Source organism: Neobittarella massiliensis (ex Bilen et al. 2018) (assembly GCF_014269355.1).
GTDB lineage: Bacteria > Bacillota > Clostridia > Oscillospirales > Ruminococcaceae > Neobittarella > Neobittarella massiliensis.
Genome location: NZ_JACOGI010000002.1, coordinates 33,632 through 48,015, shown reverse-complemented (window position 1 = coordinate 48,015; position 14,384 = coordinate 33,632). Strand labels below are relative to the sequence as shown.

The 14,384-nt window shown below is 58.8% G+C and carries 15 protein-coding genes; 14 read left to right on the top strand and 1 reads right to left on the bottom strand.

The genetic code is table 11. The features are described from left to right. Positions 1-22 precede the first annotated feature (22 nt). Positions 23-1,390 carry a chromosomal replication initiator protein DnaA gene (gene dnaA, locus H8K20_RS09360; protein ID WP_105205961.1) on the bottom strand — a complete coding sequence of 456 codons (1,368 nt, stop codon included), beginning with the start codon at positions 1,388-1,390 and terminating at the stop codon, positions 23-25. Positions 1,391-1,919: 529 nt separating this feature from the next. Between dnaA and rpmH the strand changes: the two genes are divergently transcribed. The 14 genes from rpmH (at position 1,920) to H8K20_RS09290 (ending at position 14,350) form a co-directional block, all read left to right on the top strand. After that, positions 1,920-2,054: a 50S ribosomal protein L34 gene (gene rpmH / locus H8K20_RS09355; protein ID WP_105205922.1), complete on the top strand. Its 135-nt coding sequence runs from the start codon at positions 1,920-1,922 to the stop codon at positions 2,052-2,054. Between the two features lie 148 nt (positions 2,055-2,202). Next, positions 2,203-2,607, top strand: a complete 405-nt coding sequence (gene rnpA, locus H8K20_RS09350; protein ID WP_243206431.1) for a ribonuclease P protein component — start codon at positions 2,203-2,205, stop codon at positions 2,605-2,607. Then, positions 2,604-2,858: a membrane protein insertion efficiency factor YidD gene (yidD, locus tag H8K20_RS09345; protein WP_207204839.1), complete on the top strand. Its 255-nt coding sequence runs from the start codon at positions 2,604-2,606 to the stop codon at positions 2,856-2,858. Before rnpA ends, yidD begins: the two co-directional genes overlap by 4 nt. Continuing rightward, positions 2,855-3,913: a YidC/Oxa1 family membrane protein insertase gene (locus tag H8K20_RS09340; RefSeq protein ID WP_105205924.1), complete on the top strand. Its 1,059-nt coding sequence runs from the start codon at positions 2,855-2,857 to the stop codon at positions 3,911-3,913. Before yidD ends, H8K20_RS09340 begins: the two co-directional genes overlap by 4 nt. A gap of 27 nt (positions 3,914-3,940) precedes the next feature. Continuing rightward, complete coding sequence (gene jag / locus H8K20_RS09335; RefSeq protein ID WP_243206430.1) at positions 3,941-4,906, top strand: RNA-binding cell elongation regulator Jag/EloR; 966 nt, start codon at positions 3,941-3,943, stop codon at positions 4,904-4,906. A 148-nt stretch (positions 4,907-5,054) separates the two neighbouring features. After that, on the top strand, positions 5,055-6,419 hold the full coding sequence (gene mnmE, locus H8K20_RS09330; RefSeq protein ID WP_186488258.1) for a tRNA uridine-5-carboxymethylaminomethyl(34) synthesis GTPase MnmE: 1,365 nt from the start codon (positions 5,055-5,057) through the stop codon (positions 6,417-6,419). Between the two features lie 37 nt (positions 6,420-6,456). Continuing rightward, positions 6,457-8,340: a tRNA uridine-5-carboxymethylaminomethyl(34) synthesis enzyme MnmG gene (mnmG, locus tag H8K20_RS09325; protein WP_243206429.1), complete on the top strand. Its 1,884-nt coding sequence runs from the start codon at positions 6,457-6,459 to the stop codon at positions 8,338-8,340. 1 nt (position 8,341) lies between these two features. After that, complete coding sequence (gene rsmG, locus H8K20_RS09320) at positions 8,342-9,052, top strand: 16S rRNA (guanine(527)-N(7))-methyltransferase RsmG (protein WP_105205928.1); 711 nt, start codon at positions 8,342-8,344, stop codon at positions 9,050-9,052. Between the two features lie 353 nt (positions 9,053-9,405). Beyond that, entirely contained in the window at positions 9,406-10,203 is a 798-nt protein-coding gene (locus tag H8K20_RS09315) for a ParB/RepB/Spo0J family partition protein (protein ID WP_243206428.1), read from the top strand. Positions 10,204-10,660: 457 nt separating this feature from the next. Continuing rightward, on the top strand, positions 10,661-10,948 hold the full coding sequence (locus H8K20_RS09310) for a CD3324 family protein (protein WP_186488257.1): 288 nt from the start codon (positions 10,661-10,663) through the stop codon (positions 10,946-10,948). Positions 10,949-11,171: 223 nt separating this feature from the next. Next, positions 11,172-11,747 (top strand): DUF1062 domain-containing protein, encoded by a 576-nt coding sequence (locus H8K20_RS09305; RefSeq protein ID WP_186488256.1) that lies wholly within the window; start codon positions 11,172-11,174, stop codon positions 11,745-11,747. A gap of 223 nt (positions 11,748-11,970) precedes the next feature. Next, positions 11,971-12,750: a ParA family protein gene (locus H8K20_RS09300; RefSeq protein ID WP_186488255.1), complete on the top strand. Its 780-nt coding sequence runs from the start codon at positions 11,971-11,973 to the stop codon at positions 12,748-12,750. Beyond that, on the top strand, positions 12,751-13,602 hold the full coding sequence (locus H8K20_RS09295) for a ParB/RepB/Spo0J family partition protein (protein ID WP_186488254.1): 852 nt from the start codon (positions 12,751-12,753) through the stop codon (positions 13,600-13,602). A 37-nt stretch (positions 13,603-13,639) separates the two neighbouring features. After that, positions 13,640-14,350 carry an acyl-[acyl-carrier-protein] thioesterase gene (locus tag H8K20_RS09290; RefSeq protein ID WP_186488253.1) on the top strand — a complete coding sequence of 237 codons (711 nt, stop codon included), beginning with the start codon at positions 13,640-13,642 and terminating at the stop codon, positions 14,348-14,350. Positions 14,351-14,384: the final 34 nt, after the last annotated feature.

The following is a 14,384-nucleotide window of genomic DNA, read 5'->3' as shown; positions in this document are numbered from 1 at the left end:
AACACTTTTTCCCCTGCCAGCTTTACTTTTTGATGTTTTTGATGATGTCCTCAATGGTCTCGGCAAACTTCTGGTTGTGCTCGAGTTTTTGTTTGACTTCGCCCAGCGAGTAGACGATGGTGGAGTGGTCGCGGCCGCCCAGCTCGACGCCGATGGCCTTCATGGGCATTTGGGTCACCTCGCGGATGACGTAGATGGCCACCTGACGCGCGCTGGAGATGTTGGCCGATTTCTTTTTGGATTTGATGTCGGCCGGGGAGACGTTAAAGGTGCGCGAGACCTCGTTGATGATGCGCTCGACGGTGACCGGGATGGGCTGGTTGTCGCTGAGGATATCTTTGATGGCGGTGTGAGCCACGGCCACGGTGGGGGAGATGCCCTCGAGCATTTTGTAGGCGTTGAGCTTTTTGACGGCGCCCTCCAGCTGGCGGATGTTGTTTTTGATGCGGTTGGCGATGAACTCGGTCACTTCGGGCGGCAGATTGAGGCCCAGCAGCTCCGCTTTGCGGCGGATGATGGCCACTCTGGTCTCGAAATCGGGCGGCTGGATATCGGCCAGCAGGCCGGACTCGAAGCGGGAGCGCAGCCGGTCCTCCAGTGTTTTGATTTCTTTGGGAGGCCTGTCTGAGGAGAGCACGATCTGCTTGCCGGATAAAAACAGTGTTTCGAAGGTGTGAAAGAACTCCTCCTGGGTGGAGATCTTACCGCCGATGAACTGGATATCGTCGATGAGCAGCACGTCGGCCACCCGGTACTTGTTGCGAAAGTCCATGGTGGTGCCGGCGGCGATGGCGGAGATCATCTCGTTGGTGAACTCCTCACCCTTGACGTAGACCAGATTGGTGGAGGGGTCGTTTTTCTTGATCTCGTTGCAGATGGCAAACAGCAGATGAGTCTTGCCCAGGCCGGAGTCGCCGTAGATGAACAGGGGGTTATACACATTGGAGGGGTTGGCCGCCACCGCCATGGCCGCCGCGTGGGCGAAGTTGTTGGAGGAGCCGACCACGAATGACTCGAAGGTGTAGTCGTAGTCGCCGCCGCCGGTAAACTCTTTGGTAAAGGTGGCCGACGAGGAGCCGGCGGCGATGGAGGGGGCCGCCACTGCCGGAGAGGCCGGGTGCTCCACATGGCCCTCTTTGAGCTTGGCGTCGCAGCTGATCTTTACCTGTACGTCAAAGCCCAGCACGTTTAAAAAGCCCTCTTTGATGATGTCGAGGTATTTTTCCTCGATCAGCTCCTGCTGGAATTTGCTGCGCACATAGAGCAGGGCGGTGTCGCTCTCGAATTTGATGGGTTCGATGCACTTGATCCACAGATCGTACACCATATCGCTGAGTTGGGTCTTGCAGTGGTGCGCCACCAGTTCCCACACGTCGCTAAATGATTCCATAGGTTTTCCATCCTCCAAAAAGGTCATAGTAATTCACTCTCCCATTCTAACACAAAATCCACATAGTTATCAACAATTAAACACCAAAACCCCGCGGTATATATAATAGGAAAAAACAGGGCAAATCGGGCAGATTTTGGCGGGAATGTGGAAAAGACAGCAGGGGGGCATCGGCAGCGGCAACGGGGTGATGGGGAAAAGAAGCGGGGGCAGAAATGCCCGCTGCCCGGTCATCGCTCGACAGCCGCTCGGCCGCCCACCAGAGGTGTGCCAGGCAGACTGCGGGCGCACGGCGGCTGCTAGGCTGCCGCGGGGACCCGGGGCAGCTGGGGCGTGCTGTGGGGAGCTGTGGAAGAGGACGAGCGGCCCCGCCGGGCCAAAACGGGGGCCAAAAGAGACGACAACAGGCGGCCGGACCCCCGAAAAACGCGGTAGTCATCGGTTTTTTTAGAAAAAAAGATTGACAGAACGGTGAGCAGCCTATATACTAATTAAATGCAAGGTTTCGCCTCGAAAGGAGGGTTTACAAGTGCTCAGAACCTATCAACCCAAAAAGAGACAGAGAAAAAAAGAACACGGTTTCCGCAAGAGAATGAGAACCAGCAACGGCCGGAAAGTGCTCGCTCACAGAAGGGCAAAAGGCAGAAAACGTTTAAGCTACTAATCGATGGCCACAATGTGTTGCGTTGTGGCTATTGTTTTTCTGTGCGGAGTATTTTTGTAAGTCGGCCCTGCGCCCCGCTGCCACATAGAGCTGGCATTGGGGCGCAGAGGTGTATTTGCCCCATTTTACCCAGAATAAAGAGAAATACATGGACGGTGTAATGCGCGACAGCGCGCCGGCTGCGGCCGGTGACAGAATAGAAAACACGGCGCCGGGCGGGAAGATCATCACCCTGACCCAGAACTTTGAGTTTTTGCGCACTTACAAGAGGGGACGCTCGGTCGTGCATCCCCTTATTGTCACATATATTTTTAAAAACCGGCTGGGATATACCCGGGTGGGCATCACCACCAGCAAGAAGATCGGCGGGGCGGTGCAGCGCAACCGCGCCCGGCGGGTGATCAGGCAGGCCTACCGGGCACTGCTGCCCCAGATAAGACCGGGCTACGACATCGTTTTTGTGGCCCGCGGCAAGACCCCCCACGTAAAAGAGTGGGCCATCGAGAGCGCCATGAAGAAAAATTTAAAAAAGGCAGGCCTTTTAAAACCTTGAAAAAGCTGCTCACGGCGCTCATCCGCTTTTACCAGAAGCACATCTCGCCGGCGACACCACCCAGCTGCCGCTTTTACCCCACCTGCTCGGCCTACGCCATCGAGGCCATCAGCACCCACGGTGCACTCAAGGGCAGTTTGCTGGCGATCTGGCGCATTTTGCGCTGTAATCCCTTTTCTAAGGGTGGGTACGACCCCGTGCCGCCCCCTAAACACCATCGGGCAAATTCCAAACGGAGGAATTGTGAATGAACTTTATCAGCGAAATATTCGGCTACCCGCTGGGGTATATCATGCAGGGGTGCTACTACCTCACCCACAATTACGCGCTCTCCCTGCTGCTGTTTACTCTGGTCACCAAGGTGCTGCTCTTTCCACTGGCGGTCAAACAGCAGAAGTCGACGGCGCAGATGGCTGTATTTCAGCCCAAGATAACCGAGATCCAGAAGAAATTCGCCAACGACAAGAAAAAACAACAGGATGAGATGATGAAGCTGTACTCGGACTACGGGTACAATCCGGCCGGCGGCTGCCTGCCGATGCTGATCCAGTTCCCCATTCTGTTTGGTCTTATCGACGTGATCTACAAGCCCCTGACCCACATCATCCGCATCCCGTCGGACGTGATCACCAAGGGCATAGAGATCGCCAAGGAGCTGCCGGGCATCACCGTCAACTCGATCAACCCGCAAGTCAGCCTGATCTCGGCGGTGCAGACGAGCCCCGACGCCTTCGGCAAGATCTTCTCGGCCGGGCAGATGACCAAGATCCAGGAGATCAACTTCAGCTTTTTTGGCCTGGACCTGTCGCAGATGCCGCAGCTGGCCTTTAATGCGGCGCTGCTCATCCCCATTTTGGCCGGCCTGTCGATGATCCTGTCGTCGGTGTGCTCGATGAAATTCAGCGGCTCCGGACAAGCTATGGCGGCCGGCGCCGGCGGCAACACCTCGAAATTCATGCTGTACGGCATGAGCATCTTCTCGGCGGTATTTGCCTTTCAGGTGCCCATGGGCGTTGGCCTGTACTGGATCTTTCAGAACGTGATCCTCATCGGCCAGAGCTACCTGCTCAACCGCATCTATAACCCCAAAAAGCTGGCAGTGGCCTACGAGGAAAAGATGAAGGCGGTGCAGGAGAGCAAGAAGAAAAAGGTAAAGATCGAAGTGGAGGACAAAAAGACCGGCAGCAAGAAGGTCGTGGAAAAAACTCTGTCTGAAAAGGAGATCAACCGGCTGCGGCTGGCCAAGGCCCGCGAGCTGGACGCCAAGAAATACGGCGATATAAACGAGGACCCACAGGAAAAGTAGGGCTGCACTTCCAGGGGGGAGAAGATCATGAGAGAGACGATCAAAACGGCAGGTACCGTGGAACAGGCTATCCGGCTGGGCTGTGAGGAGCTGGGCCTGGAAAAGGACGAGGTGCTCATCGAGGTGCTGGAGATGCCCCAAAAGCGGCTGTTTGGCCTGCTGGGCAGCACGCCGGCCAAGGTGCGGGTGTACATAGAGGATCCCGGCGACGGACAACCCGCCCCGGCGCCAGCTGCGGCGAGCGCGCCGGCAGCTAAGGAGCAGAGCGCCCCGACAGCGGCCGGCGAGCAGGAGCAGCCGGCCCCGGAGCGCGACCCGGCCGAGGTGGAAGCGAACCGACAGCACAAAGCCCAGATCGCCTGCGATTACATTGCCCGGCTGCTGGAGAAGATGCAGATCGAGGACGTGAGCATCGAGCAGCAGCTCTGTGACAGCAACCTGACGCTCAACTTGAAAGGCGGCTCGGTGGGCATGCTCATCGGGCGGCGCGGCGAGACGCTGGACGCCATCCAGTACCTGACCGGGCTGTGCTGCAACAAAGGCGGCGGCGACTACCTGAAGGTGACGGTGGACAGCGGCGACTACCGCGAGAAGCGCCGCCAGACGCTGGAAGCGCTGGCTAAGAAGATCGCTGCCAGCGCAGTGAAGAGCGGGCGCTCGACGACGCTGGAGCCCATGAACCCCTATGAGCGGCGGATCATCCACTCGGCGGTGCAGACGGTAGAGGGGGCCACCTCGCGCTCGGTGGGGGAGGACCCCTACCGCAAGGTGGTCATCAGCTCGCAGAACCCGAGAAAGCCGGACCGCCCGGAGCGGCGCGATCGCCGCAGCGGCAGCCGCGGGAGAGGGCCCAGACCGCCCCGCCGCGAGTTCAGCTCCCGCGATCACGTACTGCCCCAGGATAGCGGCCAAAAGCCGGTGACGGCGGCGCCCAAGTCGGATCTGGACGACGCGGACATCGACCTGCCGCTGTACGGCAAGATCGACCTGTAAAACTGGGCGGCCGGCGGGCGCCGGCAGAGCTGTAGACCGGCTCGCATCACGTTACAAAACAAGTGGGAGCAGACAGCTTGGTGTCTGCTCCCTACTTTTTGCCAGGAGATACCGGTGCGCGGCAGCGCACAAAGAGGAGGGAATACCTATGGATACAACCATTGCAGCCATCGCCACCCCGCTGGCGATGGGCGGTGTGGGGATGATACGCATTTCCGGCCCCGAGAGCTATGAGATCGCCGGCAAGGTGTTTAGCCCGGTATCGGGCAAAGATGTGCGGCAGCAGAAGGGTTATACCGCCCTGTTTGGGCACATTCATGACCGGGGGCGGACCGTCGACGAGGCGGTGGCGCTGTTTTTTCGCGCCCCGCACAGCTATACCGGTGAAGACGTGGTGGAGCTGAGCTGCCACGGCGGCGTGGCGGTGCTGCGCGAGGTGCTGCGCTGCGTGCTGGACGCCGGGGCGGTGATGGCCGGGCCGGGCGAATTTTCGAAGCGGGCGGTGCTGGGGGGCAAGATGACCCTGACCCAGGCCGAAGGGGTGATGGAACTCATATCGGCCAAGACCAGACAGGGGGTGGCGGCGGCGCTATCGGCCATGGACGGGCGGCTGTACCGCACCACCAGCGCCATTAAGCAGTCGCTTTTGGAGGTGGCGGCGCAGATGGCCGCCTATGTGGATTACCCCGACGAGGACATCCCCGACCTGGAGGGACAGGTGCTGGGAAAGACGCTGGGGCTGGCGGAGGACAGGCTGGCGGCGCTGCTGGATAGCTTTGATACCGGCAAGATGCTGCAGCAGGGTATAGAGACGGCCATTGTGGGGCGGCCCAACGTGGGCAAATCGACGCTGATGAACCTGCTGGCGGGCTGTGACAAGAGCATCGTCACCCAGATACCGGGCACCACCCGCGACGTGGTGGAGGAAGTGGTGGAGCTGGGCGAGGTGGTACTGCGGCTGGCCGACACCGCCGGACTGCGCGAGACCGACGACCCGGTGGAGCGCATCGGGGTGGAGCGCTCGGTGCAGAAGCTGGACCGAGCGGCGCTCATTTTGGCGCTGTTTGACTACTCGACCCCACTGGCCGGCGAGGACTGGGAGCTGCTGGAAAAGATAGCCGGCCGGCCGGCCGTAGTGGTGGTGAACAAGACCGACCTGCCCTGTGCCATCGATCTGGATGAACTGCGCGAAAAAGTTCCCCAGGTGGTGCTGATGCAGGCCAGCAGCGGCCAGGGGCTGGAGGAGCTGCAGCAGGCCATCTACACGGCTACTGCGCTGGGACATTTGGATATGGACAGCGGGGTGCTGGTGGGCGAGCGCCAGCGGCAGAGCGCCGTACAGGCGCTGGCGGCGGTGCGCGGAGCACGACAGGCCCTGCAGATGGGCATGACCTATGATGCGGTGGCGGTGGATATCGATGCGGCGGTAGAGGCGCTGTCGGAGCTGACCGGCGAGAGCGCCAGCCAGCAGGTGATCGACACGGTGTTTGCCAACTTCTGTGTGGGCAAATAGAGGATATATACAGTTACAGCGCGAGACGGAGGCAGTTATGGAGACACTACACATGGGCGATTACGACGTGGCGGTCATTGGGGCCGGGCACGCCGGAGTGGAGGCGGCGCTGGCCGCAGCCCGACTGGGCTGCAGCACGGTGCTGTTTACCATATCGCTGGACTTTATCGCCAACATGCCCTGTAACCCCTCGATCGGGGGGACGGCCAAGGGCCACCTGGTGCGGGAGATCGACGCGCTGGGGGGGCAGATGGGGCTGGCCGCCGACGCCACCTTTTTGCAGAGCCGCATGCTCAACCGCGGCAAAGGACCTGCGGTGCACAGCCTGCGGGTGCAGTCGGACCGGGTGGCCTACCACACCTATATGAAACAGGTGGTGGAGAGCCAGCCGGAGCTGGAGGTAAAGCAGGCGGAGATCGTGGATATCGTGGTGCAGGACCACCGGGTGACCGGGGTGGTGACCAAGTTGGGGGCGGTGTACGGCTGCAAGAAAGTGATCATTGCCAGCGGCACCTTTTTAAACGCTGTGGTGTATGTGGGCGACAGCGCCTACCGCAGCGGCCCGGACGAGAGCCGCGGGGCGGATGAACTGTCGGCGGCGCTGGTGCGGGAGGGCCTTGTGCTGCGCCGCTTTAAGACCGGTACCCCGGCCCGGGTGCACCGCCGCAGCATCGACTTTTCGAAGCTGGAGCCCCAGGATGGGGACGAGCAGGTAGTGCCGTTCTCGTTTGCCTGCCAGCGGCAGTTAAAAAACCAGGTGCGCTGCTATGTGGCCTACACCAACGAGCGCACCCACCAGCTCATACGCGAAAACATTCATCGCTCGCCGCTGTACGGCGGCAAGATCGAGGGCATTGGACCCCGCTACTGCCCCAGCATCGAGGACAAGGTGATGCGCTTTGCCGACAAGCCCCGGCACCAGATCTTTGTGGAGCCCTGTGGTCTATCTACCGACGAGTACTACTTGCAGGGGATGAGCTCCTCGCTGCCGGTGGATGTACAGCTGCAGATGTACCGCACCATCGAGGGCTTTGAGCACATCGAGATCATGCGCCACGCCTACGCCATCGAGTACGACTGTGTGGACCCCACCCAACTGGACCCCACGCTGGCCTGCAAACAGATAGAGGGGCTGTACGGGGCCGGGCAATTCAACGGTTCCTCCGGCTATGAGGAGGCGGCGGCCCAGGGACTGGTGGCGGGCATAAATGCCGCCCTGACGGTAAAGGGAAAAGAGCCGCTGGTGCTGGACCGCTCCAGCTCGTATATCGGCACACTGATCGACGATCTGGTGACCAAAGGGGTGAGCGACCCCTACCGCATGATGACTTCGCGCAGCGAGTACCGGCTGATCTTGCGGCAGGACAACGCCGACAGCCGGTTGACCCCTATCGGCCATGAGATCGGCCTTATATCGGAGGAGCGGTATGCGGCGCTGCGGGAGAAGGAGCGGATGATCGCCCAGGAGATCGCGCGGTTGGCGGCGGTATCGGTGGGGCCGACGGCGGCGGTGAACAGCCTGCTCGAAGAGCTGGGGACGGTACCGCTGACCAGCGGGGCCAAACTGGCCGACCTGCTGCGGCGGCCCCAGGTGTGCTACGACGCGCTGGCACCCATTGACCCCCAGCGCCCGCCGCTGCCGGCAGCGGTGCGCGAGCAGGTGGAGATAACGCTGAAGTACGAGGGGTATATACGGCGGCAGAAACAGCAGGTGGAGCAGATGCAAAAGCTGGAGAAAAAGTTGCTGCCACCAGATATAGATTACACGCAGATGGCCGGATTGCGGCTGGAGGCGCGGGAAAAGCTGCAGCGCATACGGCCGCTGAACGTTGGCCAGGCCTCCCGCATATCCGGCGTGTCGCCGGCCGATATATCGGTGCTGCTGATCTGGATGAGCCAGCGCGCACAAGGGGGGCAGTAGGATGATCGACACAGCGTATATGCACCGCATAGCGGCGGCAGAGGACATAGAGCTGAGCCCGGCCCAGCTGCAGCAGCTGGACACCTACGCTGCATTTTTAGTGGCTTATAACGAGAAGGTGAACCTGACGGCCATCACTGGCGCCGAGGAGATCGCCCAGCGGCACTTTTTGGACAGTTTGCTGTTTTGCAAACTGCTGCCGACCGGGACTGCACTGATCGATATCGGCACCGGGGCGGGATTTCCCGGCATGGTGGCAAAAATATTTGACCCCAGCTTGCAGCTGACGCTGCTGGACAGCCTGCAAAAGCGGCTGGTGTTTTTGCAGCAGCTGGCAGAAAAGCTGGGCTTTGGCGATGAGGTACAGCTGGTACACGCCCGCGCCGAGGAGGCGGGCCGCGACCGGATGTACCGGGAGCAGTACCCCTGCGCCACCGCCCGGGCGGTGGCCAACCTGGCGGTGCTGTGCGAGTACTGCCTGCCCTACGTGCAGGTGGGGGGGACCTTTTACGCCCTGAAGGGGCCCGACGGCGAGCAGGAGCTGGCCCAGGCGCAGAGGGCTATAACGCTGCTGGGCGGACAGGTGCAGGAGGTGCGGCACTGTGCGCTGCCCGACGACAGCCGCCGGACCATCATCGCGGTGAAAAAAATATCGCAAACCCCGACAAAATACCCGAGGAACGGGGGAAAAATCAAAAAATCCCCGCTGTAGCGGCGGCAGCTGATGACAAAATGGGGGAGCTGTTGTCGGTATTGGTAGATGGAAAATAATGGAAATCTTATTTCCCGTGTGATACACTGAAACTACAGAAAAAAGCTGCATGAGCTTACACCTTTTGCCCGGTGGCGACAAAAAGGTCACCGAGGTGGACAGGCCAAACATAGGCCAGACTTTGACCGGTCCAGCCCAAAATGCGGACAGAATAGGCCAGAGTAGGCTAAATATGGTGCAGCAGCAGGAAAAAAGAGACAGTAGAGCAGTAAATACGGCTGGTAAAAGGCGAATTTCCCCGGGAAAAGGGGAGAGGCTGCAGCTGTTGAGAGAGCACACGGAGGGAAGTACAGATGTCTATGGTTTTTAGCCGCAAAAAAGTGGTGGGTAAGGTAGTATCGCTGCCGGTATCGCAGATCCGGCCCAATCCGGCCCAACCCAGGCTGCGCTTTGACGCCTATGAGCTGATCAGCTTGGCCGAGAGCATTCGCCAAAATGGGCTGTTGCAGCCCATTACCGTGCGGGAGGTGGGCGACGGCTACGAGCTGATATCGGGTGAGCGGCGGCTGCGGGCTACCAAACTGGCCAAGCTGCGGCAGATAAACTGCATCATCGTGGATACTGACGAGCAGCAGTCGGCTGTTTTTGCCCTGCTGGAGAATATTCAGCGGCAGGATCTGGATTATTTTGAGCAGGCCCGGGGCATTAAAAAGCTGATCGAGTGCTGGGGCATTACCCAGGAGCAGGCGGCGGCCCGGCTGGGTATGGCCCAATCGACGCTGGCCAACAAGCTGCGGCTGTTAGGGCTGGAAGAGGACCTGCAGAAATACGTGGTGGAACAAAAATTATCGGAGCGGCATGCCCGGGCACTGCTGACGGTGGACCGCGCCCACCGCATGGAGGTGGCACAGACGGTGTGTGCCCGGCACCTGAACGTGGTGCAGACCGAGGAGTATATTGAGAAGATGGAGATGGCCGCAAAGAAGCCCCAGCGGCGCAACCTGTTTATTGTGAAGGATGTGCGCATCTTTTTGAATACCGTGGGTAAGGCAATCGATATGATGAAGCAGGCGGGGGTAGACGCGGTGGCCAATACCACCCAGTGCGGCGACTACATCGAGTACAACATTCGCATACCGCTGGCCAAGTAGAGTGGCAGTTTGCCGCGATGAAGATCGTGACGAGGAGCAGCCGTCGGCTGCTCTTTTTTTGCGGGCAAATAGGTACGGCGGGGAAAAGCTGGGTTTTTCAGGTAAAGAGGGGAGACAGTAGCGCACAGAGTGGGCAATGCTTGACAGTGCCGACCGGCGAGTGCTATACTGAAAACGCCTATGCATCGCGTGCTATGTACTGCGTACTGGGTACTGGGTACCAGTGGTACGCCAAAGCCCCCTATACCTGTGTTTGGGGACTGCTGATGCGGTACAGAGATGGATAGCAATCTACACACAAAGGAGCAGACTTGATATGACTGGACCAAAGACAACTGCCGCGTAGCAGGGGCAGAATAGAGAAAACTACAAAGATACAGGAACCCGCACAGCGGCGGGAGGCCCCTGCTCGCTCTCTATAACCTGAACACCAAGTTACCGAGCGAGGAGAGCAGGCATGAGTTACATAAAAGCGGCGCAGATACTGCCCGAGGACCTGTTGCGACAGGTACAGGACTATGTGGACGGCGCCTATATCTACATCCCCCGAGTGGCGCAGAAGCGAGGCAGCTGGGGGAGCAATACGACTTTGCGAGACGAGCTGGCTCGCCGGGATGCCGCCATCTACCGCGAGCACCAGAGCGGCTGCCCAACCCGGGCGCTGGCGAAGAAGTACTTTTTGTCGGAGAAATCTATTCAGCGCATTTTGCGCAGTCAGCGGCAGCAAAAGCAGGTAGAAGAGTAAAAGTAGAAGAAGATGGATGATGCGCCGGTACGGAGAAGATCTGTGCCGGCGCATGTTTTTTTGCGAAAAAACTGTGCGGGTCAGCAGGACCCCTGACTGTGGTATGCTATATGCTAAAGAACAAAATAGAAATTGGAGGAAATAAGATCTTGTATATTACTGCTTTTTATCTGCCGCCATTTTGCGATCTTCTCTTAAACAAAGTTTGGAGAAGGGAAGAGCTATGGAACATATCGATTGGGAGGTACAGTACCTCTCGCTGCCGGCGGTACGACGACACTGCCAAAAATGCGGCGGCCCCAGCCGCTTTGTGTGCAGCGGCAACTTTCGGGTAAATGCCCAACGCAAGAGTTTAGATATTTGGCTGATCTACCGCTGTGCCTGCTGCCACACCACCTATAATATGGATGTGTACAGCCGGGTGCGGCCGGACAACATACCGCCATCAGAGCTGGCCCGCTTTTTGCAAAATGATGAGCAGCTGGCCTGGCAATATGCCACTGACAATAGCGTGTTGCAGAAAAATGGAGTGGTGTTGGACACGGTGGATTACCGAATACAGGGGTTGCTGCCCACTCCCCAGATGGGAAAAATACAGCTGCAGTTACACAGCCGCTATGCGTTGCCGGTGCGAGTGGGAACAGTGCTGAGAAAAAAGATGGAGTTTTCGGCCGGTGAACTGAAGATACTGGTAGAGAGCGGCCGTATTTGGATGGACGAAAGTGACAGGCGCTGGATACGGCGCAAATTGTTTTACGGGTGTACACTGTATATGCAGTTGCCGCCAAAAGAGTACTAAAAGTGGGAGCGGTGAGCGATCATCGCTCTCGCTTTTTTTAATATTTGAATGTTCCACGTGGAACAAATAGACGGGGGAGGGGGGAAATGTTTCACGTGGAACACTGGCAACAATGATATAGCCAGCATATGGAAACAATAAGTTTACTAGTGAGCGCCTTTTTTTTGACGCAGCCCTGTGCTATAATGGCAATACAAACTACAGAAGCGGGGGAGAGGTAAGATTGGGTAAGATCATCGCCATAGCGAACCAGAAAGGCGGCGTGGGAAAGACTACTTCGGCGGTCAATCTGGCGGCTTCACTGGGTGAATTGGGCAAAAAGACGCTGCTCATCGATATCGACCCCCAGGGAAACGCCACCAGCGGGCTGGGTGTAAACAAGCGCAACGTAAAAAAGACCAGTTATGAGCTGATGGTGGCCGACGCCCCATTTGGCGAGGTACTGGTGCACACACCTTTTAAAAATGTAGACTTGTTGCCGGCCAGCATCGATCTGGCAGGGGCGGAGATCGAGTTGGTGGAGTTTGCCGACCGGCCCTCTCGGCTTAAAAAGGCTATTGTGGGCCAGCGGGAGCAGTATGACTATATCCTCATTGACTGCCCCCCTTCGCTGGGGCTGGTAACGCTGAATGGGCTGACGGCGGCGGATACGATACTGGTGCCCATTCAGTGTGAGTACTACGCGCTGGAAGGACTGTCGCAGCTGATGAGCACGGTGCGGCAGGTAAAGCGGTTGTATAACCCGCATCTGGACGTGGAGGGTGTGCTGCTGACCATGTATGACAGCCGCCTGAACCTGACCATGCAGGTGGTGGAGGAAGTAAAGAAGTACTTTGGCGGCAAGGTGTACAGCGTGGCTATTCCCCGCAATGTGCGGCTGTCGGAGGCCCCCAGCTTTGGCCAACCAGTGCTGTATTACGACCGCAGCTCGAAAGGTGCACGAACATATTTGGAACTGGCAGAAGAACTGCTGGAGAAAAACAGCGAGAAGGCGGTGGTGTAAATGGCCGGCAAAAAAAGAGGACTGGGCAAAGGCTTAGACGCTCTGTTTGTAGACAATGCTGTAGATAGTGACAGCGCTGTGACGGCACTGCCGGTGGCCGAGATAGAGCCGCACCAGGGCCAGCCGCGGCGGGCTTTTGACCAGCAGGCGCTGGATGAGCTGGCGGCCTCGATCGCCGAGCACGGGGTGCTGCAGCCTATTTTGGTGCGGCCGCTGGCTGGCGGCGGCTACCAGATCGTGGCCGGTGAGCGGCGCTGGCGCGCGGCCCGCCTTGCCGGGCTGGGCCAAATACCGGCTGTAGTGCGGGAGATGACCGACGAGCAGGTATACCAGGCGGCACTGGTAGAAAATCTGCAGCGGGAGGACCTAAACCCGGTGGAGGAGAGCCTGGGTTACCAACAGTTGGTGCAACAGTACCATATGACCCAGGAGCAGGTGGCCCAAAAGGTATCGAAATCGCGCTCGGCGGTGGCCAATGCACTGCGCCTGCTGTCGCTGCCCCAGCCGGTGATCGACCTGCTGGCCGCCGGCAAGCTGAGCACCGGCCACGCTAAGGCGCTGCTGATGGTAAAAGATGCCGACACGCTCTGCCGGGCTGCCGAATATGTGGTGCAATATGAGCTGACGGTGCGCCAGACCGAGCGCTATTGTAAACAGCTGGAGGCGGGGCAGAAGCCCAGGACCGAAAAGCTGGTAGCGCCCATTTTTAAAGAGGTGGAGCTGAGCTTGACCGAGACGCTGGGGCGCCGGGTAAAGGTGACCACCGACGGCAAGAAGGGCAAGCTGGAGATCGAGTACTTCTCGAAAGATGATCTGATCCAGCTGGCCGGCATTTTTAACGAGAAAGTATGAGCTGACCGGCGGACGGCCGAGACGAGGTGACGACGCGATGTATACCATGGAGCTGACAGTGCCCGAGCACCAGTGTGATACCCGATGCCGTATGAAACTGGGCTATGTGCTGCGCAACTTGCAAGAGGCGGCCACCAACCACTTTTCGCTGGTCAACGATCTGCACGATAAGCTGGCCTGGAAAGTACACTTTTTTATTGCCAGCATGCACCTGCGGGTGGCACAGCTGCCTAAGATGGGACAGCCGGTGGTGTTGCGGACCTATTTTTCGGGCCCCAAAGGCGTATTTTTGGTGCGCAACACCGAGATACTGGATGCTGACGAGCGGCCCCTGGTGCAGTGCAGCTGCAATTGGTTTTTGGTGGACGCGGCCAGCCGCGGGGTGGTAAAGCCCAAAGACAGTCCATATCTGCTGCCGCAGGAGCCCCACGATTTTCCCATTACCAGCCCGCGGCGCATCCGCGTTGAGCAGCCGCTGGAGCTGACCGACCGGCGGCGGGTACACTATTCGCAGCTGGACTCGAACGGGCATTTGAACAACGCTGTGTATGGAGATCTAATTGAGGACCTGTTGTGGGAGCGCCTTGATGAGCGGCCGCTGGCAGATCTGGAGATCGTATACCACCACGAGGCCAAACTGGGGCAGGTGATAGAGCTGTTTACGGCCACCGGCGCCAACAGCAGCGATATCGTGGGCCGAGTGGGACAGACCGACTGCTTTACCGCCCGGGTGACCCTGCACCGGTAATAGAATTTGTATCTTATAAAGGCAGTGGCCTTTT

What these genes read in the sequence shown, in the direction of transcription:
- dnaA (WP_105205961.1), bottom strand. Translation starts at nt 1,390, where the DNA reads ATGGAATCATTTAGCGACGTGTGGGAACTGGTGGCGCACCACTGCAAG.
- rnpA (WP_243206431.1), top strand. Translation starts at nt 2,203, where the DNA reads ATGGACGGTGTAATGCGCGACAGCGCGCCGGCTGCGGCCGGTGACAGA.
- H8K20_RS09340 (WP_105205924.1), top strand. Translation starts at nt 2,855, where the DNA reads ATGAACTTTATCAGCGAAATATTCGGCTACCCGCTGGGGTATATCATG.
- jag (WP_243206430.1), top strand. Translation starts at nt 3,941, where the DNA reads ATGAGAGAGACGATCAAAACGGCAGGTACCGTGGAACAGGCTATCCGG.
- mnmE (WP_186488258.1), top strand. Translation starts at nt 5,055, where the DNA reads ATGGATACAACCATTGCAGCCATCGCCACCCCGCTGGCGATGGGCGGT.
- mnmG (WP_243206429.1), top strand. Translation starts at nt 6,457, where the DNA reads ATGGAGACACTACACATGGGCGATTACGACGTGGCGGTCATTGGGGCC.
- rsmG (WP_105205928.1), top strand. Translation starts at nt 8,342, where the DNA reads ATGATCGACACAGCGTATATGCACCGCATAGCGGCGGCAGAGGACATA.
- H8K20_RS09315 (WP_243206428.1), top strand. Translation starts at nt 9,406, where the DNA reads ATGTCTATGGTTTTTAGCCGCAAAAAAGTGGTGGGTAAGGTAGTATCG.
- H8K20_RS09310 (WP_186488257.1), top strand. Translation starts at nt 10,661, where the DNA reads ATGAGTTACATAAAAGCGGCGCAGATACTGCCCGAGGACCTGTTGCGA.
- H8K20_RS09305 (WP_186488256.1), top strand. Translation starts at nt 11,172, where the DNA reads ATGGAACATATCGATTGGGAGGTACAGTACCTCTCGCTGCCGGCGGTA.
- H8K20_RS09295 (WP_186488254.1), top strand. Translation starts at nt 12,751, where the DNA reads ATGGCCGGCAAAAAAAGAGGACTGGGCAAAGGCTTAGACGCTCTGTTT.
- H8K20_RS09290 (WP_186488253.1), top strand. Translation starts at nt 13,640, where the DNA reads ATGTATACCATGGAGCTGACAGTGCCCGAGCACCAGTGTGATACCCGA.